Annotated in this window: 24 protein-coding genes; 1 reads left to right on the top strand and 23 read right to left on the bottom strand. The window is 64.7% G+C overall.

Annotated elements, in window-relative coordinates; translation table 11 throughout:
• Window positions 1–31: 31 nt before the first annotated feature.
• From AC1DRE_RS04460 to AC1DRE_RS04395, 14 genes are all read right to left on the bottom strand, one after another.
• The gene (locus tag AC1DRE_RS04460; RefSeq protein WP_476983505.1) at window positions 32–2,653 is read right to left on the bottom strand and encodes a phosphatidylglycerol lysyltransferase domain-containing protein; all 2,622 of its coding nucleotides are present in this window, start codon (window positions 2,651–2,653) and stop codon (window positions 32–34) included.
• Window positions 2,650–3,978: an alpha/beta hydrolase gene (locus tag AC1DRE_RS04455; protein ID WP_476983504.1), complete on the bottom strand. Its 1,329-nt coding sequence runs from the start codon at window positions 3,976–3,978 to the stop codon at window positions 2,650–2,652. Before AC1DRE_RS04455 ends, AC1DRE_RS04460 begins: the two co-directional genes overlap by 4 nt.
• A 5-nt stretch (window positions 3,979–3,983) precedes the next feature.
• Window positions 3,984–4,415 (bottom strand): DUF2550 domain-containing protein, encoded by a 432-nt coding sequence (locus AC1DRE_RS04450; RefSeq protein WP_476983503.1) that lies wholly within the window; start codon window positions 4,413–4,415, stop codon window positions 3,984–3,986.
• 10 nt (window positions 4,416–4,425) lie between these two features.
• The gene (locus tag AC1DRE_RS04445; protein ID WP_104172348.1) at window positions 4,426–4,710 is read right to left on the bottom strand and encodes a F0F1 ATP synthase subunit epsilon; all 285 of its coding nucleotides are present in this window, start codon (window positions 4,708–4,710) and stop codon (window positions 4,426–4,428) included.
• Window position 4,711: 1 nt separating this feature from the next.
• Window positions 4,712–6,166, bottom strand: a complete 1,455-nt coding sequence (gene atpD, locus AC1DRE_RS04440; RefSeq protein ID WP_214952964.1) for a F0F1 ATP synthase subunit beta — start codon at window positions 6,164–6,166, stop codon at window positions 4,712–4,714.
• 81 nt (window positions 6,167–6,247) lie between these two features.
• The gene (locus tag AC1DRE_RS04435; protein WP_104172346.1) at window positions 6,248–7,141 is read right to left on the bottom strand and encodes a F0F1 ATP synthase subunit gamma; all 894 of its coding nucleotides are present in this window, start codon (window positions 7,139–7,141) and stop codon (window positions 6,248–6,250) included.
• Between the two features lie 76 nt (window positions 7,142–7,217).
• A complete protein-coding gene (gene atpA / locus AC1DRE_RS04430; protein ID WP_104172345.1) occupies window positions 7,218–8,855 on the bottom strand; it encodes a F0F1 ATP synthase subunit alpha in 1,638 nt (545 codons plus the stop codon).
• Window positions 8,856–8,937: 82 nt separating this feature from the next.
• A complete protein-coding gene (locus AC1DRE_RS04425) occupies window positions 8,938–9,765 on the bottom strand; it encodes a F0F1 ATP synthase subunit delta (RefSeq protein WP_476983502.1) in 828 nt (275 codons plus the stop codon).
• Window positions 9,765–10,322, bottom strand: a complete 558-nt coding sequence (locus tag AC1DRE_RS04420) for a F0F1 ATP synthase subunit B (protein WP_476983501.1) — start codon at window positions 10,320–10,322, stop codon at window positions 9,765–9,767. Before AC1DRE_RS04420 ends, AC1DRE_RS04425 begins: the two co-directional genes overlap by 1 nt.
• A 52-nt stretch (window positions 10,323–10,374) precedes the next feature.
• Window positions 10,375–10,593 (bottom strand): ATP synthase F0 subunit C, encoded by a 219-nt coding sequence (atpE, locus tag AC1DRE_RS04415; RefSeq protein ID WP_011692451.1) that lies wholly within the window; start codon window positions 10,591–10,593, stop codon window positions 10,375–10,377.
• Window positions 10,594–10,673: 80 nt separating this feature from the next.
• Complete coding sequence (atpB, locus tag AC1DRE_RS04410; RefSeq protein WP_104172342.1) at window positions 10,674–11,474, bottom strand: F0F1 ATP synthase subunit A; 801 nt, start codon at window positions 11,472–11,474, stop codon at window positions 10,674–10,676.
• Between the two features lie 91 nt (window positions 11,475–11,565).
• Window positions 11,566–11,895: a hypothetical protein gene (locus tag AC1DRE_RS04405; RefSeq protein WP_476983618.1), complete on the bottom strand. Its 330-nt coding sequence runs from the start codon at window positions 11,893–11,895 to the stop codon at window positions 11,566–11,568.
• Window positions 11,882–12,373: a hypothetical protein gene (locus tag AC1DRE_RS04400; RefSeq protein ID WP_476983500.1), complete on the bottom strand. Its 492-nt coding sequence runs from the start codon at window positions 12,371–12,373 to the stop codon at window positions 11,882–11,884. Before AC1DRE_RS04400 ends, AC1DRE_RS04405 begins: the two co-directional genes overlap by 14 nt.
• A 107-nt stretch (window positions 12,374–12,480) precedes the next feature.
• The gene (locus AC1DRE_RS04395) at window positions 12,481–13,641 is read right to left on the bottom strand and encodes an MraY family glycosyltransferase (RefSeq protein WP_476983499.1); all 1,161 of its coding nucleotides are present in this window, start codon (window positions 13,639–13,641) and stop codon (window positions 12,481–12,483) included.
• Between the two features lie 296 nt (window positions 13,642–13,937).
• Between AC1DRE_RS04395 and AC1DRE_RS04390 the strand changes: the two genes are divergently transcribed.
• Window positions 13,938–14,834, top strand: a complete 897-nt coding sequence (locus AC1DRE_RS04390) for a glycosyltransferase (RefSeq protein ID WP_104172339.1) — start codon at window positions 13,938–13,940, stop codon at window positions 14,832–14,834.
• Here the strand turns inward: AC1DRE_RS04390 and AC1DRE_RS04385 are convergent.
• The 9 genes from AC1DRE_RS04385 to lysA form a co-directional block, all read right to left on the bottom strand.
• Window positions 14,831–15,589 carry a WecB/TagA/CpsF family glycosyltransferase gene (locus AC1DRE_RS04385; RefSeq protein ID WP_476983498.1) on the bottom strand — a complete coding sequence of 253 codons (759 nt, stop codon included), beginning with the start codon at window positions 15,587–15,589 and terminating at the stop codon, window positions 14,831–14,833. The genes AC1DRE_RS04390 and AC1DRE_RS04385 overlap by 4 nt on opposite strands.
• Complete coding sequence (locus tag AC1DRE_RS04380; protein ID WP_476983497.1) at window positions 15,586–16,386, bottom strand: L-threonylcarbamoyladenylate synthase; 801 nt, start codon at window positions 16,384–16,386, stop codon at window positions 15,586–15,588. The genes AC1DRE_RS04385 and AC1DRE_RS04380 overlap by 4 nt, the downstream gene beginning before the upstream one ends.
• A complete protein-coding gene (gene prmC / locus AC1DRE_RS04375; RefSeq protein WP_476983496.1) occupies window positions 16,383–17,291 on the bottom strand; it encodes a peptide chain release factor N(5)-glutamine methyltransferase in 909 nt (302 codons plus the stop codon). Before prmC ends, AC1DRE_RS04380 begins: the two co-directional genes overlap by 4 nt.
• An 18-nt stretch (window positions 17,292–17,309) precedes the next feature.
• Entirely contained in the window at window positions 17,310–18,383 is a 1,074-nt protein-coding gene (prfA, locus tag AC1DRE_RS04370) for a peptide chain release factor 1 (RefSeq protein ID WP_476983495.1), read from the bottom strand.
• Between the two features lie 157 nt (window positions 18,384–18,540).
• Entirely contained in the window at window positions 18,541–20,727 is a 2,187-nt protein-coding gene (rho, locus tag AC1DRE_RS04365) for a transcription termination factor Rho (RefSeq protein WP_476983494.1), read from the bottom strand.
• A 346-nt stretch (window positions 20,728–21,073) separates the two neighbouring features.
• Complete coding sequence (thrB, locus tag AC1DRE_RS04360; RefSeq protein ID WP_214952977.1) at window positions 21,074–22,060, bottom strand: homoserine kinase; 987 nt, start codon at window positions 22,058–22,060, stop codon at window positions 21,074–21,076.
• A gap of 2 nt (window positions 22,061–22,062) precedes the next feature.
• Window positions 22,063–23,169: a threonine synthase gene (gene thrC, locus AC1DRE_RS04355; protein WP_476983493.1), complete on the bottom strand. Its 1,107-nt coding sequence runs from the start codon at window positions 23,167–23,169 to the stop codon at window positions 22,063–22,065.
• Window positions 23,170–24,486, bottom strand: a complete 1,317-nt coding sequence (locus AC1DRE_RS04350; protein WP_476983492.1) for a homoserine dehydrogenase — start codon at window positions 24,484–24,486, stop codon at window positions 23,170–23,172.
• Window positions 24,487–25,989, bottom strand: coding sequence for a diaminopimelate decarboxylase (lysA, locus tag AC1DRE_RS04345; protein WP_476983491.1), 1,503 nt, complete (start codon window positions 25,987–25,989; stop codon window positions 24,487–24,489).
• Window positions 25,990–25,991 lie beyond the last annotated feature (2 nt).

Here is a 25,991-nt window from a genome sequence, read left to right as displayed (position 1 = left end):
ATGCCGAAAATGCTCGGCCGGTGTTACGGAATTAGCGCACCAATGTACGCAGCAGGCGGGCGCTGTGGCGGACCGAGAGCCCGGGAAGGTAGGCGCGGCTCAGCGCCCGGCCAATGGCAGGCAGCTGCAGGGGGTCCTGGTAGTAGAGGTAGAGCGTACGGTAGTCAGGCTTGAAGCGGGATTTGAAGGTGGCCAGGGAGCGGAAGCCGTACACAGGTTCCAGTGCCCGCCCCACCACATCAAGGATCGCCGCCAGGCCCTCCGGCTCCCCGTCCTTCTCCCGCTTCGGGTCCGGGTCAGGCTCCCGGTCAGGGTCCCGGTGCGCGGCGGATGCCGCCGCGTCAGCAGGCTCCTTGGCCAGGGGTGAGCCGGACAGGGAAATGACCCCGACCGAATTCCGCAGTTCAAGGACGGCGGAGGCAATCAGGAACTCCATGACGCCGGGGAAGCCGTCCTCCCGCCGGCGCATGAAGTCGAGCGTCCAGCTGACCACGCTGCCGTCCTCAAAAACCGGGAGCCAGCTGGTCACGCCGTGCACCATGCCGTCCCCGTCGACGGCGGCGCAGCACAGCACGTCGTCGTCCATCAGTTCGTCCATGCCGCCGAGCGTGAAACCCATCTCCGGGACGGACTTCTGGGCGGCCCATTCCTCGGACACTTCAAGCAGCTGGGCGCGCAGTGCCGCGGGAAACCCGCTGTAGCGTCCCCACACAGCAGTGACCCCGGTTTTTCGGGCGCGGTTCAGCGCTGTCCGCACGTTTTGCCATTCCTTGCCCTTGAACTCCAGCTCCCTGACGGCCAGCCGGGTCTCCTGTGCCACGGCCACCCGGCTGAACGCCCGCGACTGGAGCATGGGCCACAGCCCGTCGGTGCAGGAATAGAAGCAAGGAACCAGGGCGTGTTCCGCGCAATATTGCAGGAATCCGGCGGCAGCCTCATCCCGCAGGTCCGGGTCTCCGAACGGACCGCCCAGCGTCAGGGCGACGCTGCCATGCTGCTGGTAGGCCACACCGGCGTCGCGGGCGGGAGTGAACCAGTACTTGTTGGGTTCCCACAAGGCCATCCAGGACAGTGAATCACCGCCCCTGCGCACCAGTCGGCGGGCAACGTCCCTCTCCTCAACACCGGCCCCCGCACCGTGATGCTGCCCGAGGAGTGCCACCCACACTCCGGCCAGGGCCACAGCCCAGAAAGCGATGCCCGAATAGGCGAACAGGAAGGCCTCAACCGAATTGCGGTCCTGGAAGATCCGGTTGTACAGGCTGGGAATGGGTACCGGCAGATACTGGCGGGCGAGTTCGGCCACGAGCCCGGACGGGCCGCCGTCGCGCTCCAGTCCGCCGGCCGCCAGCCAGGCGATGGTGTAAGTGCCGGCAAGGGCCAGCCAGGTTCCCGCCAGCACCCGGGTCAGACGCCGCCTGTCCGCTGCCGAGGTTTCCACACGGAACTGGCGGCGGTTGATCCACAGCAGCACCACCAGCAGCAGCGGAACTGCCACCAGCGGAAGAACATGGACAAACCCGGAACCCATCACAGCCGTGTGCGGCCGCGACGGGTAGTGCGGTATCCGCGCAAAAAGCGAGAGGTACACGGCGGACAACGCAATGACGGCCACCTGGACGCCGATGGTGATCCGCCAGGCGAGCCGGCGGCCCCGCCTGAGCCCGTCGGCGCAGATCAGCAGGAGCAGCACGGGTACCACGGCCAGGGCAAGGCCCAGCGGTCCCGCGAACCCGGCACGTCCGATCTCCAGGCAGTCCACGTCCACAGTCCCGCCGCAGTTCTGCTCCAGTTGGCTGAGGGTGGGCAACGGGTTCAGGACCACGTCCCGCAGCAGCGCCAGCGGGCCGGTGGGACTCCGGACGGCAGCTGTCAGGATGGGCCCGACCGCGAAAATGCCCACGATCAGGGACAGGAGATTCCTCGTCTCGCGGCCGGTGGAGCGGTGCCGGTGGAGGGTCCCGTGGTCGCTCTGGATCCACCACCCGGTGGTCAGCCCGGCCAAGGCACCGAGGAACCCCACCACGGTCTCCGGATGCCCCACATAGAGGACAAGGAGCAGCGACGCCGATACGATGCCGGCGCGAAGGCGCCGCTGCCACAGGGCGGGCACGAGTCCGCTGGCCCCCAGCGTCGCGGCAAGGACCGCGGCGTACGGTCCAATGAGCCGGGCGTCCACCATGAGTCCCAGCCAGCCGTCGCCGGCGTAGCGGGCGAGCTGGGTGAAAAGCAGGAACAGCGAAACGGCGGCAAACTGTCCGCCGAAGAAGAACCCGGCCGTCCGCAGCGTGCCCAGCCGGCGCTCGGCGAGTCCCAGCAGCAGCAGGATCATGGACGCGGCGGTGAGGTAGGCTGCGGGGTTCGTGGCAAAGAAGAGCGACGTGAACAGGGACCACCACTGCCCGCCTTTCAGGGCCGTCATGTTCACCGAGGCGACGTCGAGAAGGGCTTCCGGAGGACCCGACAGGAAACTGTTGGTGGCTGCGCCCGTTCCAAGGAACAGGCCGAGGACAACCAGGGTGAACGGCACCGCCTTGAAGTGGTCCCGCGTACGCCGGAGCGCCCGCAGGATGACAGCGGCCCACGTCACGCCGCTCCCGGCTGTGGAACTGTCCTTGGCCTCCGGCCGGCCGGTAACTCGCTCGTTGGTCACGGCAGGATTCCCCACCGCTCCGCCATGAAGTCCAGGGCTGCCGGAAGGCCTCTGGAAGCGGCTTCCCAGGAGTGACCGGTATTGGCCACCGGCTGGGCCCGGACGGTGAAGCCTGCCTGGCGCGCGGCTGCGGAAAGTTCGTCCATGTAGGCCATGAACTCCGGATCCCTGGAACCGGCACCGAAGTACACGGCATGGCCCTCGAACCGGGTCTTCTGCATGATGTTCAGCGGAGTCTGCGCATCAAAGGCCGGCACGTCTCCGCCGAACGCCGCGTCAACCGTCTTCTGCCGCTCCTTGGCAAGCGCCGGTTCACGCTCGCTGGAGAAGGCGAGGACGGAAGAGTAGACGTCGGGATGGCGGGTGCCCATCTGCATGGCACACGTAGCTCCGAAGGAGAATCCGCCGGCCGCCCACTGCCGGTGGTCCGTATCAATGTCCAGGTTCTGTTCAATCCACTGCGGTACGTCCCGGGACAGGAACGTATCGGCCCGGGCAATGCGGCTGTCCATGCAGAGCGTGTTTGCCGACGCCGTTCCGTTGGGATCCACCACAACGACGACCGGCGCGACGCCGTCGTGCTCCGCTGCGAAACGGTCCATCCGGCTGCGCAGCGCCCCGCCGGTGAGCCAGTCCGATGGTCCGCCGGGCTGGCCGGAGAAGAGGACCAGGACCGGAAGGGCAGGGCGGGGGGCGGACTGGTAGGCGGGCGGAAGATAGACATAGGCCTCGCGGCTGCTGAAGCCCGACACGGGGCCGGGGATCACGGCCCGCCGCAGCACTCCGCCCGCCGGCAGTCCCTCCGGTGCCCGCCAGGCTGCCAAGGGGGTGGGGACCGCGGACGCGGGCTGCCGCTTCAATGCGGATTCGAGCGGCTGGATCCTGGCCACGGCCGTGCCCATGACATCACTGACCGTATGGTTGAGGCCGAAGTAGGCATTGATCTGGACGGCGGCGAGCAGGAACACTCCCAGCATGGCAGCTGTCACGGCGGTCCTCGCCCGCCACGCGCCTCGGCTCTTCGGAGGGGACGGCGGGCGGAATTTCCAGAGCCGCAGCACCCAAAGGAACAGGGCAAAGACCGCTGCCACAAACCATGCGAGCACTTCGCGCGGGAGTACCTCGGGCAGGGTGGAAATCGCATAGATGAGCAGCCAGTGCACCCCGGCCACAACGCCGGCCGACAGGAGGAGGGCAGCGCCCGCGCTCAGGGCCCAGCGGCGTCCCCGGGCCCACAGCAGCCAGCCAAGCCCAACGGCTCCGGCTGCCCAGGCAATCCAGAGCACGGGTCCATCGGTGAGATGGATGTCAGCTATGAAATCCACCGGCGTTAGCGCCAGGTGCCAACACCGATGACGGGGCCGGCCTCCAGCCACGATGACAGTCCGGCATAGGCGTCGAACTTCATGGCCAGCAGGACTTCCTGGCCCTCGTAGTGAAGTTCCACGATGACGGAATCGGGCTGCACCTTGACGAGTTCCGCTTCGGTGGGCTTGCGGCGCCCGACGAGTTCCAGCGAGCTGCGCCGGAAAGTGTATTTGGGACGGACGCTGAGCGAGAGCAGCTTGAACCACTCCAGGTCGTTGTCCTGATAACGACAAACCCCCATCTGCCAGCTCTTTCCAGCCGTGCAAATGGAGGCGTCCACTGTGCCCAGGGCACGCCGCAGGTTAAAGCGGCGTACCCCGGACAGGCACAGTGCAAAAATCAGCAACGCAAGGGCCGTTGCCAACGCGATGAACGGAAAACCAGGATCGTTCATCAAGGTCGTGCTAGCGGATCCCCGCAGTAGCCGCGTCACCCATTTGGGCGTTGTCAGCAACAATGACGACCCTGTTGTTGTCGACGGAGAAGAATCCGCCGTCGACAACTACAGCAATGCGGTCACCGGAAACAGGCTCAATGGCCAGCTCACCTTCGGCCAGAATCGCCAGCAGGGGCGAGTGGCCGGGCAGGATTCCGATTTCACCATCGCTGGTGCGGGCCTTGACCATCTTGGCCGCTCCGGACCACACGAAGTGATCCGCTGCGACAATCTCAACCTCAAGCTCAGCCATATTACTTGGTCTGTTCCTGGATCTTGGCCCACTGGCGCTCAACGTCATCCAGGCCACCGACGTTGAAGAACGCCTGCTCTGCAACGTGGTCAAGCTCGCCATCGCAGATAGCGGTGAAGCCTTCGACCGTGTCCTTGATGGTCACGGTGGAGCCTTCGACGCCGGTGAACTGCTTGGCGGTGTAGGTGTTCTGGGAGAGGAACTGCTGGATGCGGCGTGCACGCGACACGACGATCTTGTCCTCTTCAGACAGTTCGTCAACGCCGAGGATGGCGATGATGTCCTGGAGTTCCTTGTTCTTCTGCAGGATCTGCTTCACACGGACAGCCGTGTTGTAGTGGTCCTTGCCGATGTACTGGGGGTCCAGGATCCGGGAAGTCGACGTCAGCGGATCCACAGCCGGGTACAGACCACGGGAAGCGATTTCACGGGAAAGTTCCGTGGTCGCGTCGAGGTGTGCGAAGGTGGTGGCCGGTGCCGGGTCGGTGTAGTCATCCGCGGGAACGTAGATGGCCTGCATCGAGGTGATGGAGTGGCCCTTGGTGGACGTGATGCGCTCCTGGAGGAGGCCCATCTCGTCAGCAAGGTTCGGCTGGTAACCCACGGCGGAAGGCATGCGGCCGAGAAGGGTGGAGACCTCGGAACCTGCCTGCGTGAAGCGGAAGATGTTGTCGATGAAGAGCAGCACGTCCTGGTTCTGCACATCGCGGAAGTACTCCGCCATGGTCAGCGCGGACAGTGCAACGCGCAGACGCGTTCCCGGCGGCTCATCCATCTGGCCGAATACAAGGGCGGTGTCCTTGAGGACGCCGGCCTCTTCCATTTCAACCCAGAGGTCGTTACCTTCACGCGTACGCTCGCCGACGCCGGCGAACACCGAGGTGCCGCCGAAGTTGCGGGCAACACGGGTGATCATTTCCTGGATCAGCACGGTCTTGCCGACACCGGCGCCGCCGAACAGGCCGATCTTTCCACCCTTGATGTACGGGGTGAGGAGGTCGATCACCTTGATGCCGGTTTCCAGCATCTCGGTGGAGCCTTCGAGGGTCGCGAAGGCCGGGGCCTTGCGGTGGATGGCCCAGTGGTCCGAAGCCTGGATCTCGGACTCGTCAACATCCAGCGGCTTGCCGAGGACGTTGAAGATGTGGCCCTTGACGCCGTCGCCGACAGGCACGGTGATGGGCGAACCGGTGTCCACTACGTTGGTGCCGCGGACGAGTCCGTCGGTGGCCTGCAGGGAGATGGCGCGAATGAGGTTGTCACCCAGGTGCAGGGCAACCTCGAACGTGATGGTCTTGGTCTCACCGTTGAGAGTAATCTCCGTGGTGAGTGCGTTGTAAATCGAAGGGATTGCGTCAGCCGGGAATTCGACGTCGACAACCGGGCCAATAACACGTGCAATACGGCCGGTTGCACCGGTCGTCGCGGCTACGTGTTCGGTAGCGGTGGCAGTCATCTCTCTCACTTCACTCAGTAGATGGCGTGGATGTTAAGTTTATCTTTGATGCAGGTACAGCTGGATCCGGAACCGTGCTGGCTAGGACGCGTTCAAGGCGTCGGCGCCGGCCACAATTTCGGAAAGCTCCTGCGTAATTTCAGCCTGGCGGGCAGTGTTGCGCAGACGCGTGTACTTCTTGATGAGGTCCGTGGCGTTGTCGCCGGCGGACTTCATCGCCCGCTGACGGGCTGCGAGCTCGGAAGCTGCTGCCTGCAACATTGCGGCGAAGATGCGTGATTCGATGTAGCGCGGCAGCAGGGCATCGAGAACCTGCTCCGCCTCCGGCTCGAATTCGTAGAGCGGCAGGAGGTCCGATTCGGACTGCGCCTGCTCTTCGACGACCTCGAGGGGAAGAAGACGGATGACCGTCGGTTCCTGCGTCACCATGGACTTGAAGCGGGTGTAGACAACGTGAATCTCGTCCACGCCTCCCTCTTCGTACGCGGTGGCAAAATCCTCCAGCAGTGCTGCGCCGATTTCCTGCGCGGTGGCAAACTCCGGCGCGTCCGTGTTGCCGGTCCACACCTGGGCGTAAGGACGGTTGCGGAAGTCGAAGTAAGCCTGGGCCTTGCGGCCGAGAACGTACGTCTTGACTTCCTTGCCTTCCTCGTGAAGCAGCTCGGTGAGGCCTTCCGCCTGCTTGAGCACGCTTGCCGAGTAGGAACCTGCGAGGCCACGGTCCGAGGTGATGACCAGGACAGCGGCGCGCCGGATCTGCTCGGGCTCGGTGACCAGCGGGTGGTCGATTTCGCTCTGGCTTGCGACAGCAGAAACGGCACGCGTAATCGCGTTTGCGTAAGGCAGTGAAGCCGCTACGCGTGCGCGGGCCTTGCCGATGCGCGAGGTAGCGATCAGTTCCATCGCCTTGAAGATCTTGCGCATCGACGTCGTCGAGCTGATCTTCTGGCGGTAGACCCGAATCTGGGCTCCCATACTTATCCTTTCCTAAGATCCCGGTGGCCGGGACTGCCGGAACCCGTCGGGGTCCCGGCAGTCCCTGCCAGCGAAACTAGCGCTTCTGCTTGACGATTTTTTCCTGGTCGACCTGCGCCTCGTCGATGGGGGCGTGTTCCTCATGCCCCGCACCGACCAGGAGGTTGTCGCCCTCGCCGAAGAAGCCCTTCTTGAAGGCCACGATCGAGGTCTTCAGTGCTTCCGCAGTGTCATCGTCCATGACGTTGGTCTGTGCCAGCGTCGTCAGGATGGAGGACTTGTGCTTCAGGTGCTCCAGGAACTCGGTCTCGAAGCGGTTGATGTCCTCAACCGGAACGTCGTCCAAGTAGCCGTTGGTACCGGCCCAAATCGACACAACCTGGTTCTCAACCGGGAACGGCGAGTACTGGCCCTGCTTGAGCAGTTCCATCAGGCGTGCACCACGGGTCAGCTGCTGACGCGATGCGGCGTCGAGGTCCGACGCGAACATTGCGAATGCCTGCATGTCGCGGTACTGAGCCAGTTCCAGCTTCAAGGTACCGGAGACCTTCTTCATGGACTTGACCTGCGCCGCACCACCCACGCGGGACACGGAGACACCCACGTCGACGGCGGGACGCTGGTTGGCGTTGAAGAGGTCCGACTGCAGGAAGATCTGGCCATCGGTAATGGAGATCACGTTGGTCGGGATGTAGGCGGAGACGTCGTTTGCCTTGGTCTCGATGAGCGGCAGGCCGGTCATCGAGCCCGCGCCCAGCTCGTCGGAGAGCTTGGCACAACGCTCCAGCAGGCGGGAGTGCAAGTAGAAGACGTCGCCCGGGTAGGCTTCGCGTCCCGGCGGGCGGCGGAGCAGCAGCGACACTGCACGGTAGGCCTCAGCCTGCTTGGAGAGGTCATCAAACACGATGAGGACGTGCTTGCCGCCGTACATCCAGTGCTGGCCGATAGCCGAACCGGCGTAAGGTGCCAGGTACTTGAAGCCTGCGGGGTCGGACGCGGGAGAAGCCACGATGGTGGTGTATTCCAGCGCGCCGTTGTCCTCGAGCGTCTGGCGGACCGCCGCGATGGTGGACGCCTTCTGGCCGATGGCCACGTAGATGCAGCGCACCTGCTTGGTGACATCCCCGGAAGCCCAGTTGGCCTTCTGGTTGATGATTGTGTCGATGGCAATTGCCGACTTGCCGGTCTGGCGGTCGCCAATGATCAGCTGACGCTGGCCACGGCCGATCGGGATCATGGCGTCGATAGCCTTCAGACCGGTCTGCATCGGCTCATGAACCGACTTACGCTGGGTCACGCCGGGCGCCTGGAGTTCCAGTGCACGGGTGGTTTCAGCCTTGATTTCACCGAGGTCGTCGATCGGCTGGCCCAGCGGGTCAACCACGCGGCCGAGGAAGGCGTCGCCGACCGGCACGGACAGAACCTGACCGGTGCGGTGGACTTCCTGGCCTTCTTCGACGCCGGTGAAGTCACCGAGGATGATGACACCGATTTCGCGGACGTCGAGGTTCTGGGCCAGGCCCAGCGTGCCGTCTTCGAAACGAAGCAACTCGTTCGCCATGACCGAGGGAAGGCCCTCAACACGGGCGATGCCGTCACCTGCGGTGGTCACACGGCCGACCTCTACGCGCTCTGCGTTTCCGGGTTCGTAGGACGCCGCGAACTCGTTCAACGCAATACGGACGTCGTCGGCGTTGATGGTCAATTCGGCCATCTGCAGTCCCTGCTCTCCTGTTTTCGTGATCATCGTTGTCACGATGACCGGGGTTTCTATCAGTTAAGTTGTGCTTGTCCGGTTAGCCGGCAAGCTGACGCTGGAGCTGGCCCAGGCGGGCGATGACCGAAGCGTCAACCACTTCGTCACCAACCTGGATCCGGATGCCACCGATCAGTGCCGGGTCAACGTTCATGTTGATCTTGAGCTCGCGCCCATACAGGGCGTTCAGCCCTGCCTGCAGTCGGCTGGTCTGCGTCTCCGTCAACGGACGGGTGATGCTGACCGTTGCGATCCAACGCTGCTGGCGCTTGGCTGCAAGCTCTGCGAAACGGCGCACAAGGTTTGTCACCTTGAGGCCACGGGGCTGCGTAACTGCCTGTCCGATAAGGACTTTCGCTTCCTCGCTCGCATTGGGAACGAGCTTTTCGGCGAGGGCAATCTTGGCAGCCGGGCTCGCCTGCGGCTCGGACAGAGCACGCTGCACCTCGTGGTTGGAAATAACGGCCTGGTTGAAGGCGAACAGATCGTTCTCCAGCGTTTCCAGTCCGGTGATTCCTGAGGCAGAGACGGCCGACTTGTTCTCAGCAACGGCAATTACCACCGAAGCGGCAAGAGTCTCGAGTGCATCGCCGATATCCCGAGCCGACGCCCAGCGTGAACCGGCCAGTCCGCTCGCAATTTCCACAGCATCAGTAGAGACTTTCCCACCGAAGAGCTGCTTGACCAGCGCCGACTTTTCGTCACCGCTGCGGGACGGGTCAGTCAGGGCGCGGCGCAAGCCAGCCGAGCTGTCCACCGTTCCCAGGATTCCGAAGAGTTCCTTAGCCAACTGCAGCGAAGCGAAGGGAAGCTTGGCTTCCAACGCCACCAGCGCCGCGGTCAGCGATTCGCTCGATACACCTGCCATTACTTAGCTGCACCTGCGTTCTGGTTCTCCAGATCTGCCAGGAAGCGGTCAACCACACGGGCTGCACGCGCGTCATCGCTGAGTGACTCGCCGACGATGCGGCTCGCCAGCGTGGTAGCCAGCGTGCCGACCTCCGCGCGCAGCGACACAACGGCCGCCTGCCGCTCGGATTCGATCTGCGCGTGGGCGTGGGCGGTGATGCGGGCAGACTCTGCAGCTGCCTTTTCCTTCAGGTCCGCCAGGATCTGGGCGCCTTCGCCGCGGGCTTCCTCGCGGATGCGGTTGGCTTCGGCACGGGCGTCGGTGAGCTGCTGCTTGTACTCTTCGAGTGCGGCAGAAGCCTCTGCCTGGGCCTTTTCAGCCTTGGCGATGCCACCTTCGATAGCCTCGGCACGCTCTGCGAACGTCTTCTCGAACATCGGGACAACGAACTTGACCACGATGTAAAAGAGGACAGCAAAGCCGGCCAGGACTACGCCCATTTCCCATACATTGGGAATGAGCGGATTAGTCGGCTCGGCGCCTTCGGTGGCGGCTGAGATGATCATCTGATTCATATTTCACCCGTCCTTATCTACTCGGTTCTGGATGTTCGATAGGTTCTAACGCTTAGGAAAGAACGAAAGCGAAGACCAGGCCGAGGATGGCGAGTGCTTCAGTCAGCGCAAGGCCGAGGAACGCGATCGGCTGCAGGACGCGCTGGGCTTCCGGCTGACGTGCCACACCATTGATGTAAGCCGCGAAGACGAGACCCACACCGATACCACCGCCGATAGCGGAGAGGCCGTAGCCGATGAGGTTGAGGGAGCCGTTGATGGAGCCTTCCATTTTTCTTCCTTTCAAGATGCCACCCGTGTGGCAGGTTGTTTGGGTTGCTTCATCCCCGCGAAGGGGAAGTTTGTGGGTGCCTAGTGGCTGTCCGCGTGCAGTGCGCCTTCAATGTAGATGGCAGTCAGCAGCGTGAAGACGTAAGCCTGCAGCGCCATGATCAGCGCTTCCAGCATGTACATGGCGATGGCGCCGGCGAGCACCAGTACCGAGGTGCCCTTGAGGAGGATGTTCTCCTGCATGACGAGGTACTCGATGCCGGATCCGGCAATCATCACGATGAGGTGTCCGGCCAGCATGGTGGCAAACAGACGGAGGCTGTGCGTGACGGGCCGGACCAGGAAGTTGGAAATGATCTCGATCGGAATGACGATCGGGAGGATGTACACCGGCACGCCCGAGGGAACGGTGGCCAGCTTGAAGTACTTGAGCCCGTTCTTCTTGACGCCGATGGCGATCCAGGTGAAGTAAACGATGCCTGCCAGGACGTAGGCGCCGCCAACGTGTGAGAAGCTCGGAAGCTGGACCACGGGGATGGCGCCGTAGATGTTGTTCACCAGGATGAAGAAGAAGAGGCTGAACAACAGCGGGACGTACTTCATGAAGTCCTTGCCGCCAATGATGTCCTTGGCGATGCTGTTGCGGACGAAGCCGTAGGCGGCCTCACCTGCAAACTGCAGTTTGCCTGGAACAAGCTGCTGCTTCCGCGCAGCTAGCAGAAAGAATGTAGCGATAATGACGACCGACAGGATTACCAGCAGCATTTGCTTGGAGAATCCGTCTGCCACACCCCACGGCAGGATTGCCGGCAGGTGCATTTCGTCAATTCCAGGAGGATTGAACTCTCCTGAATCTTGGGCCGGGAGCGCAAGCGCGATCAACGCGTTTCCTCTCTGCAGTGTCCATCATTGGGCGTTGGTGAGGGTCCGGCGATCTTCATGACCGCCCTTCCCCATGTGAAATTGTTAGGCATTACTGTTCCTCGTCCTTGGACGGGCCGCTGGCTGCACTGTCTTCACCAGTTGACGTTCTGTTACTGGTGAGGCCGTGCATATGAGAAAGATAGAACCCTCCCGCAGCTCCAAGCAGAGCGCCTGCGAGCACAATCCAGCGGGTTCCCCACAGATAATCCAGACCCCACCCTATCAAACTCCAGACGATGATTCCGCCAATTATGTAGCTAAAAACGGCGATGCCGGCGTTGTATCCGCCGTCCCCGCCGTCGGAAGATACGCCCGGAGAACCGGACGTGGAATTGGGGATTTGCCGCACGTTTTTGCGCTTGGAATTACGGCTGTTCATCATGGCCGTCTTTCACGGGTTCGGGATCGTCATAGATGCGGAAGCGGGCTTTGCTGAAACCGTAGATCTCGGCAGCCTGCCAGAACACGACGCAGGCAACGGCTCCGATCAGGAACCAGCGGTCGTGGAGCCAGTCGGGCGTGCCGATGACAAAGAGCACCACGGCAAAACCCACGACTTTGACGAAGTAGGTGACGACAAAGACCCCGATGGCACCTGACGGATTGTTCCGGCCGACGAAATGGCCAACCAGGAGGCTGATCGCGAAGAAGGCCATGACCAGGAGGCCGCCGAAAGTGCTGGACAGCACTCCCCCGGTGCCGTTGAGGATGGCGGCCGGTATTCCCGCGAGGACAAGACCGGCCAGCCCGGCGCCGCTGCTCAGAATCAACAGCCGCAGCCACAGTGATTTTGTGGGGCCCGAGACACCAACGGGTCCGTTGCCGGAGCTAGGTCCGGGTTCGGCGTTGGAGGTCATGAGATCCCAATCGTCGTGTACTGCGCGCTGGCAAGGGTGGGTGCGGCGAATGGCCGCACTGGAATTCTACATGAGATAGAAATTATTCGGAAAAGAGACGTCAACGCTCATTCCTGCCCCGCTGCCTCGGCTTCGGCTTCGGCCTCTGCTTCCGACCGCGGACCCGGCTTCGGGGCCTTGTCGCGAAGGTACGGCCATGCGGTCACCACGGCCATAACGGCGGCCGCGGCCACATCCATGGCCAGCACCGTCTGCCACGGGAAGATGGCGAATGCCAGGCCGCCGAACGCCAGGATGCAGGTCCACATGTACATCAGGACGACGGCGGTCCGGTGGGAGTATCCGATGTCCATCAGTTTGTGATGGAGGTGCCCGCGGTCGGCGGACCAGGGCGAACGTCCCAGCGCCGTGCGGCGAACGACAGCCAGGCCAAGGTCCAGCAAGGGCAGGAACAATACCGCGAACGGCAGGAGGATGGGGATGATGGTCGGTATACCGTTGGCGCGGTCATAGAGTCCGGAGGTGATCTGGCCGGTTGAGACGATGCCCGCGGAGGCCAGGAGCAGGCCGATGAGCATGGCGCCGGAGTCGCCCATGAAGATCTTCGAGGGAAACCAGTTGTGCGGCAGGAAGCCCACGCAGCTGCCCACCACGACGGCGGTCAGGAGTGTCGCGAGGTCGGACTTGTCCAGCACGTCCGAGTTGCGGTGCACCCAGTAGGCCGTCAGGAAGAAGGCAGCGCCGCCGATGATGGCAACGCCGGCGGCCAGCCCGTCGAGCCCGTCGATGAAGTTGAAGGCGTTCATGGTGGTCACGATCAGCCCGGCGGTGAGGACTATGCTCACAATCTCGTTCTCGAGGATGATCGGTTCGGGTACGAACGGGACGATGGCCATCCTCACGCCCCAGATGGCCACCACCATGGCTGCGGCGCTCTGGCCGATCAGCTTCACCCACCACCGCAGGTCCAACAAGTCGTCTGCGAGGCCCACTATGACGATCAGCGTCGCGCCGGCGAGGACCCCCCACGGGGAGGCGTTGCCGCGGTAGATGTCTTTGACGAAGAATGACTGGCTGGCAACACAGAGCGCCACCAGGAATCCTGCGTAAATGCCCAGGCCTCCCAGCCTGGAGACCTTGTGCGAGTGCGTGTCGCGGCTGCGGATCGGCGAAAAGAGTTGAAGCCTGTTGCCGATCAGGCGTGCGCCCCAGGTTGCACCATAGGACACCACGGCCGCAGCCAGCATCATGAGCAGGTACATGATCATGGGGACGCCACCTTCCCCGTGCCGTCAGCGGAACCGGCCCACGGCAGCGTGTATCCCTGCGGCCGGGTCAATGCCGGGCGGCTGGGATAGCTCGGGCGGGATTGCTGTGGAACTGACTTTCGATAAATGAAACTTCTCCGTCGCCGTGCGCGCGGCAGGCAGTGCGTAGTGCCTGACAGGGCTGTATTACAGTGGACTCTAGTCAAGATACTAATGCCAACGGCTTGCTGGCTTCGCGTCACACGGCCCAACGCCGGCGGGAAAACCACCGGCGGCCGTGTTGAAAGGAACCAGCAATGTCCATGTCGGTTGCAGTTGCTGCCGTGACGTTTGACCGTCCCCGTGAGCTCGCCGTTCTGCTGAATGCCATCAACAGGCAGACTTCGCCTGTCCGTTCCATCTGCCTCGTGGACAGCGGCACCGTACCCGCCAAAGACGTGGCAGAAGAGCACTCCAACGTGGACTATGTCCGGTCGGAAGCGAACCTGGGCGGCGCCGGCGGCTTCTCGCTGGCCATCCTCAAGGCCGTGGCCAGCGGTGCTGACTGGATCTGGATGATGGACGACGACGCCGAGCCCGGTGACCCGGAATGCCTCGCCACGCTGCTCCGCGAGGCTGAGTCGCGCGGCCTCGACGCGGTTGTCCCGCTGGTGGCTGCGCCCGGCCACCCCGATCGGCTGTCCTTTTTCTTCCGTCTCGACGGCAAAGTGACGCATGACCGTGCGGAAGTGGAGAAGCTCGGCTTCCTGCCCGACGACGGCCACTTCTTCAACGGCGCGCTGATCCGTTCGGACGTTTTCTTCAAGGTGGGCCTGCCCGACATGCGGCTGTTCATCCGCGGCGACGAGGTGGATTTCACCATCAGGCTCCGCAAGGCGGGAATCCGGTTCGGCACGGTAACCACGACGGCCATCACGCATCCGCACGCGTTTGCCGAGACGAAGCACGTTTTCGGCGCCCGGTGGCACGTGATTGTTCCGGAGACCGCTTTCAAGCGCTATTACTATTACCGGAACCGCGGCTACCTGATCCGCCGTCACTTCCGGGTCAAGTCCCTCGTGGCGGACGTAGGAGGGTACCTCGGCTACTTCCTGCGTCGCGGCGACTTCCGCGGGCTGGCCGACTGGTTCCGGGCGTTTTCCACCGGACTCCGCGGCAAGGGGTTCGCACCCCTGAAGGACCAGAAGTTCTAGCGGTTTGAGGTAAGGCGTCGGCGGACCAGGAGCACCAGGAGCACCCACGGCTCACCGAACACGCGGTAAGCCACCCTGCGCGGGTGCAGCATGAGCCGCCACGCCCATTCCAGGCCCAGGCGGCCGAGCCAGCGCGGCGCCAGCCTCTGGATACCGGCAATCTGTTCGATCGCTCCGCCCACTGCGCAATATACGGCCGGCGGGAGGTCGTCCAACCGGCGGCGGAGAACCATCTCCTGCAGGGGCATGCCGAGACCGATCAGCACCAGCTGCGGGCGAAGCTCCGCCAGCCAGGCCACAGCCTGGTCCTCAATGTCGCCGTTCCAGCCTTCGCCGGGCATGCCCGCAACCTTGGCGTTCGGCACGATCCCCGCCAGGCGCGCCACTGCCTTGGCGTTGGCCTCTGCTCCGGCGCCGATCACGGCAATCCGTTCGAGGCCTTCGACATTCCCCAGGGCCGGGATCCAGTCGGTGGAGCCCAGCCGGTAATCCATGACCGGCCCGTCGGCATCCCCCGAGCGTCCCCAGAGCAACAGGACCGGAGCGCCGTCGAGCAGCACAACATCGCTGTCTTCGTAGAGGGCGCGGAATTCCGGGTCGGAATGGAAGAGCGTGACGCTGTGCAGGTTGTGGCCCACCACCGTGCGGGTGACGCCTTCGGCGACAAAGCGGTTGAGCGTCGCGGTCATCTCGGACACGGTGAGTGGCGTCGCGTCCACGCCAAGAACAGGGATGCGCTGCCGCGTCATGATCATGCGGTGCCGGTTCCCGTCACGCGCGGTTGGGCAGCGGGAGCCGCTTCAGCAGGCCCATCTGATGCCGGCTCCGGTTCAGCCACCGATTCATTGACGGCTTCCGTGCCGGACGCCGCGAGGTCGGCGGCATTACCGTCGATGTCCAACAGGCCCGGGACAACTTCGCGGAGCCGTTCCAGCGTGATGGCACCCTGGCGGACCACCCTGAGCGGCTGGGCAGTGGCGTCGACGATCGTGGACGGAAGAGCCTCAACGTCCCGGTCGCCTGCCGGCCGCAGCCCACCTTCGAGGTAGACCTCCACCGATTCCGCGAGCTGGGTCATGGCGTCGGCGGCGGTCCGGGCAGCCGGCTGGCCGGTGCGGTTCGCGGAGGACACCGCCAAGGGTCCCGTCAGCGTCAGCAGGTCCTGCGCGACGTCGTCCGCCGGCATCCGCAGCGCCACGGTCCCCTTGGTTTCACCCAGGTCCCAGTCCAACGAAGGCTGTGCGTGGAAAATCATGGTGAGGCCGCCCGGCCAGAAGGCCTCGGCAAGCTTGCGGGCCTCGGCGGGCACATCAGTTGCCAGTCCGTCCAGGGCATTGAGCCTCGGGATCAGGACGGGCGGCGGCATCTGCCGGCTGCGGCCCTTCGAGACGAGCAGCATGGTGACGGCCTGCGGCGAAAAGGCGTCCGCGGCGATTCCATAAACCGTGTCCGTCGGGAACACCACGCATTTGTGCTGGCGGATGGCCCGCTGGGCATGCTCCAGCCCTTCAGCCCGCTGGTCGGCTGCCGTACAGTCATAGGTTGTGGTCACTGGCCTATTCTTTCATCACTATGGTCGGACGGTTCGGCAAGGACCGCGCTGGTGGCACGTTCCTTGCCGTTGAGGTCCACGTGCGTTGTCACATCGGACCAGCAACCGGAGTTCTTCAGCATCGCTGCGATCCACGTTGCCTGGACTTCGGCGTGTTCCATCACGAAGTAGCCGCCGGGAACGAGCAGCCGGGCAGCGGATGCCGCTGCCGCCGTCGGAAGTTCCATTCCGTCCGCTCCCCCGCCGTAAAGCGCCTCGGGCGGATCGTGCAGGGCCACCTCGGGTTCGTTGGGAATCGCTTCCGCGGGAATGTATGGCGGATTCGACACCACGACGTCGAAGGTTCCGTTGTGCTCCGGCAGCGCATCGCGAAGGTCCCCGCGGACCAGTTTGACGCCCAGCGGCGCCAGGTTCCGTGCCGCCCAGGCATGCGCGAATTCACTGAACTCCACTGCGTGGACTTCCGCACCGGGCACCTCGTGCGCCACCGAGCCCGCGATGGCTCCTGAGCCTGTGCCCAGATCCACCACCTTCGGGTGGTCCCTGCCGTGCAGCCGCTCCAGGTCCTTGAGCCAGTCAATGACCAGCTGGACTACCGACTCGGTTTCCGGCCGGGGAATGAACACTCCCGGGCCCACGGCAAGCTGCAGGTACCGGAAGTGGGCCACACCGGTGATGTGCTGCAGCGGGACACGACGCACGCGCTCCGCCACCAGCTCGGCATAGCCGTCCGGTTCCGGGGAATCCCCCAGGAGCATGGCCCGCAGCCTGCCCAGCCCGACGCCCAGGAGGTGGTCCGCCAGCAGTTCCGCGTCCACGCGGGGACTGGGAACACCGGCATCGGCCAGCAGTGCGGTTGCTTCGCGGACGGCCTCCGCCAGGCTCAGTCCTGTTCCAAGTGTCATCAAGCGACCGGCCGGGGACTATTCGCCGATGGCGTCGAGGCGGGCCTGTTCGTCCATCTCGATGGCCGACTGGATCACGGGCTCGAGGTCGCCGTTCATGACCTGGTCCAGGTTGTAGGCCTTGTAACCGGTGCGGTGGTCCGCGATCCGGTTTTCCGGGTAGTTGTACGTACGGATCCGCTCCGAGCGGTCCATCGTGCGGATCTGGGACTTCCGCTGCGCGGAGTTCTCGGCGTCGATCTGTTCCTGCTGGTGGGCCAGGATGCGGGCACGCAGGACGCGCATGCCGGCTTCACGGTTCTGCAGCTGGGACTTCTCGTTCTGCATGGCCACCACGATTCCGGTGGGAAGGTGGGTGATACGGACCGCGGAGTCCGTCGTGTTAACGGACTGTCCGCCGGGTCCGGAGGACCGGTAGACGTCGATTTTGAGATCGTTCTGGTTGATCTCGAGTTCCTCGGGCTCGTCCACTTCCGGAAGCACCAGCACGCCGGCGGCCGAGGTGTGGATGCGGCCCTGGGATTCCGTCACGGGGACGCGCTGAACACGGTGCACGCCGCCTTCGAATTTGAGCCGGGCGTAAACGCCCTCTGCCGGATCGTTGGAGTTGCCCTTGACGGCCATCTGGACGTCCTTGTACCCGCCGAGGTCCGATTCGGTGGCTGAAATGAGTTCCGTCTTCCAGCCCCGTGATTCCGCATACCTGCTATACATGCGCAGGAGGTCCGCAGCGAACAGGGCAGCCTCGTCGCCGCCCTCACCGCCCTTGACCTCAAGGATCACGTTGCGGGCATCGTCCGGATCGCGAGGGATCAGCAGGCGCCGCAGCTTGGCCGAAGCCGCCTCCAGTGCAGCCTCCAGCTCGGGAACCTCCGCCGCAAACTCCGGGTCCTCAGAAGCCATTTCCTTCGCGGCCGCGAGATCATCCTGGATCGCATGCCACTTGTGGTACGCCTCCACAATGCCGTTAAGCTGCGCAGACCGCCGCCCCAGCTTACGGGCCAGCCGCTGGTCAGCATAAACAGCAGGATCCCCCAGCTGCGCCTGAATAGCATCATGCTCATCAAGCAGGCCGTGTACGGACTCAAACATTTTCAAAACCTTTCAACGCTGTGTGTATAAGTCTAGTGATGCTCACAGCGGTAGGTGACGGGGGCGGCCCCCAAACGGAGAAGGCGGGGCGGAAAAAACGGAACGACAAAGGGGCGGGGCCGGCGAAAACAAACCGACGGCCCCGCCCCTAGTTCAGCTATTTGTCGTTATCCGACTTCGCACCAAGCGTCGTCTTCTGGACCTGCATGAGGAACTCAACGTTGCTCTGGGTCTCCCGGATCTTGTTGGTCAGCAGCTCAAGGCTCTGCTGCGTTTCGAGTCCGGAAAGGACGCGGCGCAGCTTCCACATGATCTTGACTTCCTCGGGGGAAAGCAGGTTCTCTTCGCGGCGGGTACCGGACGCGTTGACGTCCACGGCCGGGAAGATGCGCTTGTCCGCGAGCTGGCGGGACAGGCGCAGTTCCATGTTGCCGGTGCCCTTGAACTCTTCGAAGATGACCTCGTCCATCTTGGAACCGGTCTCGACGAGCGCGGTGGCCAGGATAGTGAGCGAGCCACCGTTTTCGATGTTGCGGGCTGCACCGAAGAAGCGCTTCGGCGGGTACAGCGCTGCGGAGTCGACGCCACCGGACAGGATACGGCCGGAAGCCGGTGCCGCCAGGTTGTAGGCACGGCCCAGGCGGGTCATGGAGTCGAGGAGCACCACAACGTCCATACCCATTTCCACGAGGCGCTTGGCGCGTTCGATGGAAAGCTCGGCCACGGTGGTGTGGTCGTCGGCGGGACGGTCGAAGGTGGAGGCAATGACCTCGCCCTTCACGGTGCGCTGCATGTCCGTAACTTCTTCGGGACGTTCGTCAACGAGCACCATCATGAGGTGGACCTCAGGATTGTTGGTGGTGATCGCGTTGGCGATGGACTGCAGGATGAGCGTCTTGCCGGCCTTCGGCGGCGAAACGATCAGGCCACGCTGGCCCTTGCCGATCGGGGCAACCAGGTCGATGACGCGGGGGCCGATCTTCTTGGGGTCCGTCTCGAGGCGCAGGCGCTCGGAGGGGTAGAGCGGAACGAGCTTGGCGAACTCGACGCGGTCCTTGAGCTCTTCAGGCGTCTTGCCGTTCACTGAAGTGACGCGGACCAGGGCGTTGAACTTCTGGCGGGCCGTCTGCTGGCTGCGGTCTTCGCCTTCACGCGGTGCCCGGATGGCGCCGACTACGGCGTCGCCCTTGCGCAGGTTGTACTTCTTGACCTGGGCGAGGGACACGTAGACGTCGTTCGGGCCCGGCAGGTAACCGGAAGTGCGGATGAACGCGTAGTTCTCCAGCACGTCCAGGATGCCGGCGACGGGCAGCAGGACATCGTCCTCGGTGACCTCGACGTCGTCGACGTCCGGTCCCTGGGCGCGTCCACGACGGCGGTCGTTACGGTCGCGGAAGCGGTCGTTGCGGTCGTTGCGGGAGTTGTCCCGGCTGTCCTGGCCGCCTGTCCGGTCGTTGCGGTCACGGCGGTTGCGGCGGTTGCGGCGGCTTCCGCCGTCTGCATCATCGCTTTCGCGGGTGTCGTCGCGGCGCGTTTCACGCGTACCGGTGGTGTCTCCGCCGTCGCGGCCGCCCCGGGTGCGGGTGGTCTGGCGTTCGTTGCGCTGACCGGCTTCGGCAGCCTCGCCGCCCTGGTCACCTCCGCGCTGCTCACGCTGTTCGGTGCGCTGTTCACGCTGTTCCGTGCGCTGCTCACGCTGTTCCGTACGCTGCTCCCCGCGCTGTTCACGCTGCTCGCCAGGCTGCTCGGCGGGGGCCTCGGCCGGCGCTTCAGCTTCGATGACCGGAGCCTGGGCTGCCGCTTCGCCGCGGCGGCGGTTCCGGGTGCGGGGCTGGCGGCGCTCTGCGGCTTCAGGTGCAGCAGCTTCGGACACGGCGGCCTGGCCGGCTTCAGGAGCCGCCGGGGCTGCGGGCGCCTCGCTGGGTGCGGCTTCCGGGGCGGGCGCCTCGGTGGCAGGAGCGGTCACAACACCGTCGCTGCCGGCGCGGCGGCTGCGGCCACGGCGGGCACGGGTGCCTTCCGCGGCGGGAGCCTCCGCGGCTTCAGCCGCAGGGGCCGCAGCAGCCGGTGCCTTTGCCCGGGTGGAGATGGTTTCGCCGGTCTTCGCAGCGCCCTTGGCCGGAGCCTTGGTGGCCGGAGTGCCCGCACGATGAGCGGAAATGGCGGTTACCAGATCGCCCTTGCGCATGCGGGATCCGCCGGAAATACCCAACTGGCTGGCGAGAGCCTGCAGCTGGGCGAGCTTGAGGCCGGCAAGGCCGCTGCTCTTGGCGGGTGCTGCCGACAAATCGGTAGCAGAAGATGATATGTCCACAGCTGGAGACAGCTCAGTGGTTTCGGTCACGAAGGATCCTTCCCCCTCGACGGCGTCCAGACTGGGAGCTGGACGCGATGATTTGATCTGGGCTGCAGTTCAGATCTACAGCCGGATTTCGGCCTTGCCGGATGGAATTCGGCCAGCAGGGCCGGATACTGATACACCTCGACATTCCAACAAGAGACCGGAATGGCGGACTGACGCTTCAGGGGTGCAGAGTGATTCTGCAGGTTCCTGCGACAGACCAAAGCAGGCGGCACCGGAGACTATTGCGCAGTTGATATTCAGAGCAGCAAACGATTAGACAGGCGCCATGGCCAACATCGGGTTCTTTTGACTGCGATTCTGATTCTTTGACTAACTGCCTGCGGGATTACCGCCGGTGCACTCCCACTTTAGCACCTTCGACGTCCACCGCCAGCTTCATCACGCGCCAGCCAACATCCGGCGTGTTGGCCCGGGTGTAGGCGTCAATGAAGTCCACCACCGTGCCGGCCTCGTCTTCGCCGTTGGCCAGCACCAGGACGGTGGGTCCCGCGCCGGAAACAACGGCTGCGTGCCCGGCACGGCGCAGGGCCCGGATCAGCTCCGCGCTGGGGCGCATGGCCTCCGCACGGTAGCTCTGGTGGAGGTAGTCCTCCGTGCCGGCGAGCAGGAATTCCGGTTTGCTGGTGAGGGCGTGGATGAGCAGCGCCGCCCGGCCTGAGTTCATGGCGGCTGCATGATGGCCCACGGACGCCGGCAGGAGCGCGCGGGCCGCTTCGGTGGAAAGCTCGTAGTCCGGTACTGCGACGACGGGAATCACCGAATCCGCCACGGTAGCGCACGTGCTGCTGTACTGGTCACTGTCCTGCCACGACAGCGCCAGCCCGCCGAATATGGCCGGTGCGACGTTGTCAGGATGGCCTTCCATTTCGCTCGTGAGCTGCAGGATCCAGTCCTTGCCCCGCCGGGAAGCCTCCGGAACCAGTGCATTCGCGGCGGTCACCGCCGCCACGACGGCCGAAGCCGAGGAACCCAGGCCGCGGCCGTGCGGGTTGACGTTGTCGGCAGTAATGCGGAGGCCCTCGTGCCGGAAGCCCAGCCGGTGCAGGGCCTCCGTGACGGCCCTGACCACGAGGTGGCTGGCGTCGCGCGGAAGCGTCTCCGCACCTTCGCCGCTGAGCTCGAACTGCAGTTCGCCGCTGCCCAGGGTTTCCACGGTCAGGGTGTCATGCAGCGAAAGAGCCAGGCCCAGGCTGTCATATCCCGGGCCGAGGTTGGCGCTGGTGGCGGGCACGCGTACGGTCACCAGCTGCCCGGCCGGGACTGCCGGCGTGCCGGCGGCAGACTCGGCCGGGACTGTGAGGGTGGTTTCCAAGGCTATTTTTCTTCCAGGCCCAGTTCGGCGGCCACGGTGACCACATCGTTGGACACCTTGACAGGCTGGACATCGCTGCCGTCCTCGGTGCGCAGCGCCCACTGCGGGTCCTTCAGGCCATGGCCGGTCACCGTGATCACGATGATCTTTCCCGCGGGTACCTCGCCGGCCGCGTGCTTCTTGATCAGTCCGGCGACGCCGGCGGCGGAACCGGGCTCGACGAAGACACCTTCGCGGGCCGACAGCCAGCGGTGGGCTGCCAGGATCTCGTCGTCGGTGACGGCGTCGATGAAACCACCGGACTCGTCACGGGCGGCGATGGCGCCGTCCCAGGAGGCAGGGTTGCCGATCCGGATGGCCGTGGCGATGGTGTCCGGCTCCGTGATGGGGTGGCCGGCCACGAAGGGGGCCGCGCCGGCGGCCTGGAAGCCCCACATCTGCGGGGTCCGGGTGGACACGGCAGGGAGCGTGCCGGCAGTTTCGGACTCGAACGGCGCGGCGTACTCCTTGTAGCCCTTCCAGTACGCGGTGATGTTTCCGGCGTTGCCCACCGGCAGGACATGGATGTCCGGGGCGTCGCCGAGCGCATCAACGATCTCGAAGGCGCCGGTCTTCTGGCCCTGGATGCGGGCGGGGTTCACGGAGTTCACCAGGAAGACGGGGTAGGCCTCGCCGAGCTTGCGGGCGATGTCCAGGCAGTTGTCGAAGTTGCCGTCCACCTGCAGCAGCGTCGCGCCGTGCGCGATGGCCTGGCTGAGCTTGCCCATGGAGATCTTGCCTTCGGGCACCAGCACGGCACACTTCAGCCCTGCGGCCGTGGCGTAGGCGGCGGCGGAAGCCGAGGTGTTCCCGGTGGAGGCGCACACGACGGCCTTCGCGCCGGAGGCCACCGCCGCCGTCATGGCCATGGTCATTCCACGGTCCTTGAACGAGCCGGTGGGGTTCATGCCTTCGACCTTGAGGTACACGGTGGAGCCGGTCAGCTCGGACAGCTTTTGCGCGTGGACCAGCGGCGTGCCGCCCTCACCGAGGGTGATGACCTTGGTGGTCTCCGTTACGGGCAAACGATCAGCGTATTCGCGGATGACACCGCGCCATTGGTGAGCCACTTAGACTCCTTCTACCCGAAGAACGGATGTAACGGAATTGATGACGTCGAGGCCCTTCACGGCCTGGACGGTTGCTGCCAGTGCAGCTTCGGTTGCGCGGTGGGTGACGATCCGCAGTTCGGCCGATTCGACGTTGGAGTCGGCATCGCGGTGGATGGTCTGGCGCATGATCTCGATGGACACGCCGTGCTCTGCGAACAGTTGGGCGATCCGTGCCAGCACGCCCGGCTGGTCGGCAACGTCGAGGCCAATGTAGTAGCTCGTGTTCACGGCGTCGATGGGCAGCGCCGGAACGTGGCCGATGGTGGTCTCGGTCTGCGCGGGCCCGCCCAGGACAATCCGGCGGGCAGCGGAGACGAGGTCGCCCAGGACGGCCGACGCCGTCGGGGTTCCGCCGGCGCCCTGGCCGTAGAACATCAGCTCGCCGGCGTTCTCGGCTTCGATGAACACGGCGTTGAACGCGCCGTGGACGGCCGCCAGCGGGTGTTCGCGCGGAAGCAGCGTGGGGTGCACGCGGACGGAGACGCCCTCGCTGCCGTCGGCGGCGGTCAGCTTCTCCGCGATGGCGAGGAGCTTGATGACGAACCCGGCGTCCTTGGCCGCGGCGATATCCGACGCGCTGACTTCGGTGATGCCTTCGCAGTGGACGTTCTCCAGGTCGAAGCGCGTGTGGAAGGACAGTGAGGCGAGGATGGTCGCCTTGGCCGCGGCATCAAGGCCTCCGACGTCGGCTGTGGGATCCGCCTCGGCGTAGCCAAGGCGCTGGGCCTCGGCGAGGGCATCGGCGAACTGTGCACCGGTGGAATCCATCTGGTCAAGGATGAAGTTGGTGGTGCCGTTGACGATGCCGAGGACCCGGGTGATGCGGTCGCCGGAGAGGCTGTCGCGGATGGGTCGCAGGATGGGGATGGCGCCGGCCACGGCTGCTTCGTAGGACAGCTGGACGCCGGCCTTGTCTGCCGCCTCGTAGAGCGTGGGGCCGTCCTGGGCCAGCAGGGCCTTGTTGCCCGTGACCACGCTGGCGCCGTTCTCGATGGCGGCGAGGATCAGGGTGCGGGCAGGTTCGATGCCGCCCATCAGTTCGATGACGAGGTCGGCATCCTTGACCAGGGTGTCGGCGTCGGTGGTGAAGAGTTCCCGCGGCAGCTCAACGTCACGGGGCGCATCGAGGGTGCGCACGGCGATGCCGGTCAGTTCCAGGCGGGCTCCGGTGCGGGCGGCCAGCGCTTCGGCGTCCTCAATCAGAATCCGCGCCACCTGGGCCCCAACGTTGCCACAGCCCAGCAGGGCCACCTTCAGGGTTCGCAATTCAGTCATTCAGACTCCCATGTCGCGGTTCAGCAGATCTTGTTCGGTTTCCCCGCGGACAATCAGCCGTGCTGATCCGTCGCGCACAGCGACAACGCCCGGCCGGGCCAGATAGTTGTAGTTGCTTGACAGGGCCCAGCAGTAGGCGCCGGTCCCCGGTACAGCGAGCAGATCACCGGCTGCCACGTCCTCGGGCAGATATACATCTCTAACAACTATGTCGCCGCTCTCGCAATGTTTGCCCACTACGCGGGACAGCTGCGGGGTTGCGTCGGAGCTCCGTGACGCCACAATTGCCGAATAATCCGCGTCATAAAGCACCGGACGGGCGTTGTCGCTCATGCCGCCGTCCACCGACACATAGCGGCGGGGGTGCGTAACGGTTCCTTCCGCATTCGCGGCATTTCCGCCGCCGTCGCCGGTTCCGGCGCCGGGCGGGTCCACGCGAACGGTCTTGAGCGTTCCCACTTCGTACAGGGTGAAGGTGGTGCTCCCCACAATGGCGCGCCCCGGCTCAATGGAGATCCGCGGTGCGGTGATGCCCAGCTCGGCGCAGGTGGAACGCACGACGGCGGCCATCGCCTGCGCGATTTCGGCCGGCGGGCGCGGCGTGTCCGCCGGCGTGTAGGCAATGCCGTAGCCGCCGCCGAGGTCCAGTTCGGGCATCACGATGGAGTATTTTTCCTGCATGGCGGCAAGGAAGCGCAGGAGCTTCTCGGCGGCCAGGGCAAAGCCGTCCGGTTCGAAAATCTGGGAACCGATATGGCAGTGCAGCCCGAGCAGTTCGATGCCGGGGTAGCTCGTTGCTGCCGCTACGGCCTCTTCCGCTGCTGACAGACCGGCCTGTTCGGTGGTGTCCTCCGCCATGGAGAGGCCGAACTTCTGGTCCTCATGGGCGGTGGCAATGAATTCGTGCGTGTGCGCATGCACCCCGGGGGTGAGCCGCAGCATCACCTTGGCGGTTTCGCCGCGGTCCGAGGCGATCTTCGCGACGCGCTCCAGCTCCGCGAGGCTGTCCACGACGATCCGCCCCAGCTTCATGTCCAGCGCACGGTGGATCTCGGCGTCGGACTTGTTGTTCCCGTGCAGGGCAACGTCGGCGCCCGGGATGCCGGCGCGGTTGGCGACGGCGAGTTCCCCGCCGGAAGCTGTGTCCAGCCGCAGCCCTTCTTCCTCCACCCACCGGACGACGGCAGTGCAGAGGAAGGACTTCCCGGCGTAGTAGACATCCGCTCCCCCGCAGATGTCGGCGAAGGCGTCATTGAAGGCGTCGCTGAAGGCCCGGGCGCGTGCCCTGAAGTCGCTCTCGCTCATCACGAACAGCGGCGTGCCGAACTGGCGCTGGAGCTCACTGACCGGAATGCCGTCGATGGCCAGTTCGCCGGCGTCGTTCCGGGCAACGCCGGCCGCCCACATGGGCTCATGGAGCGCATTGAGGTCTGCCGGGACGGCAAGCCATTCCGGTGCCAGCGGGGATGCATGGTTTAGGGGATTCCCGGGCTGTTCTGACATGG

The organism is Arthrobacter sp. P4_H3 (assembly GCF_056400885.1).
Note: the sequence above shows the minus strand (reverse complement) of the source record. Positions and strands in the feature narration are given on the sequence as shown.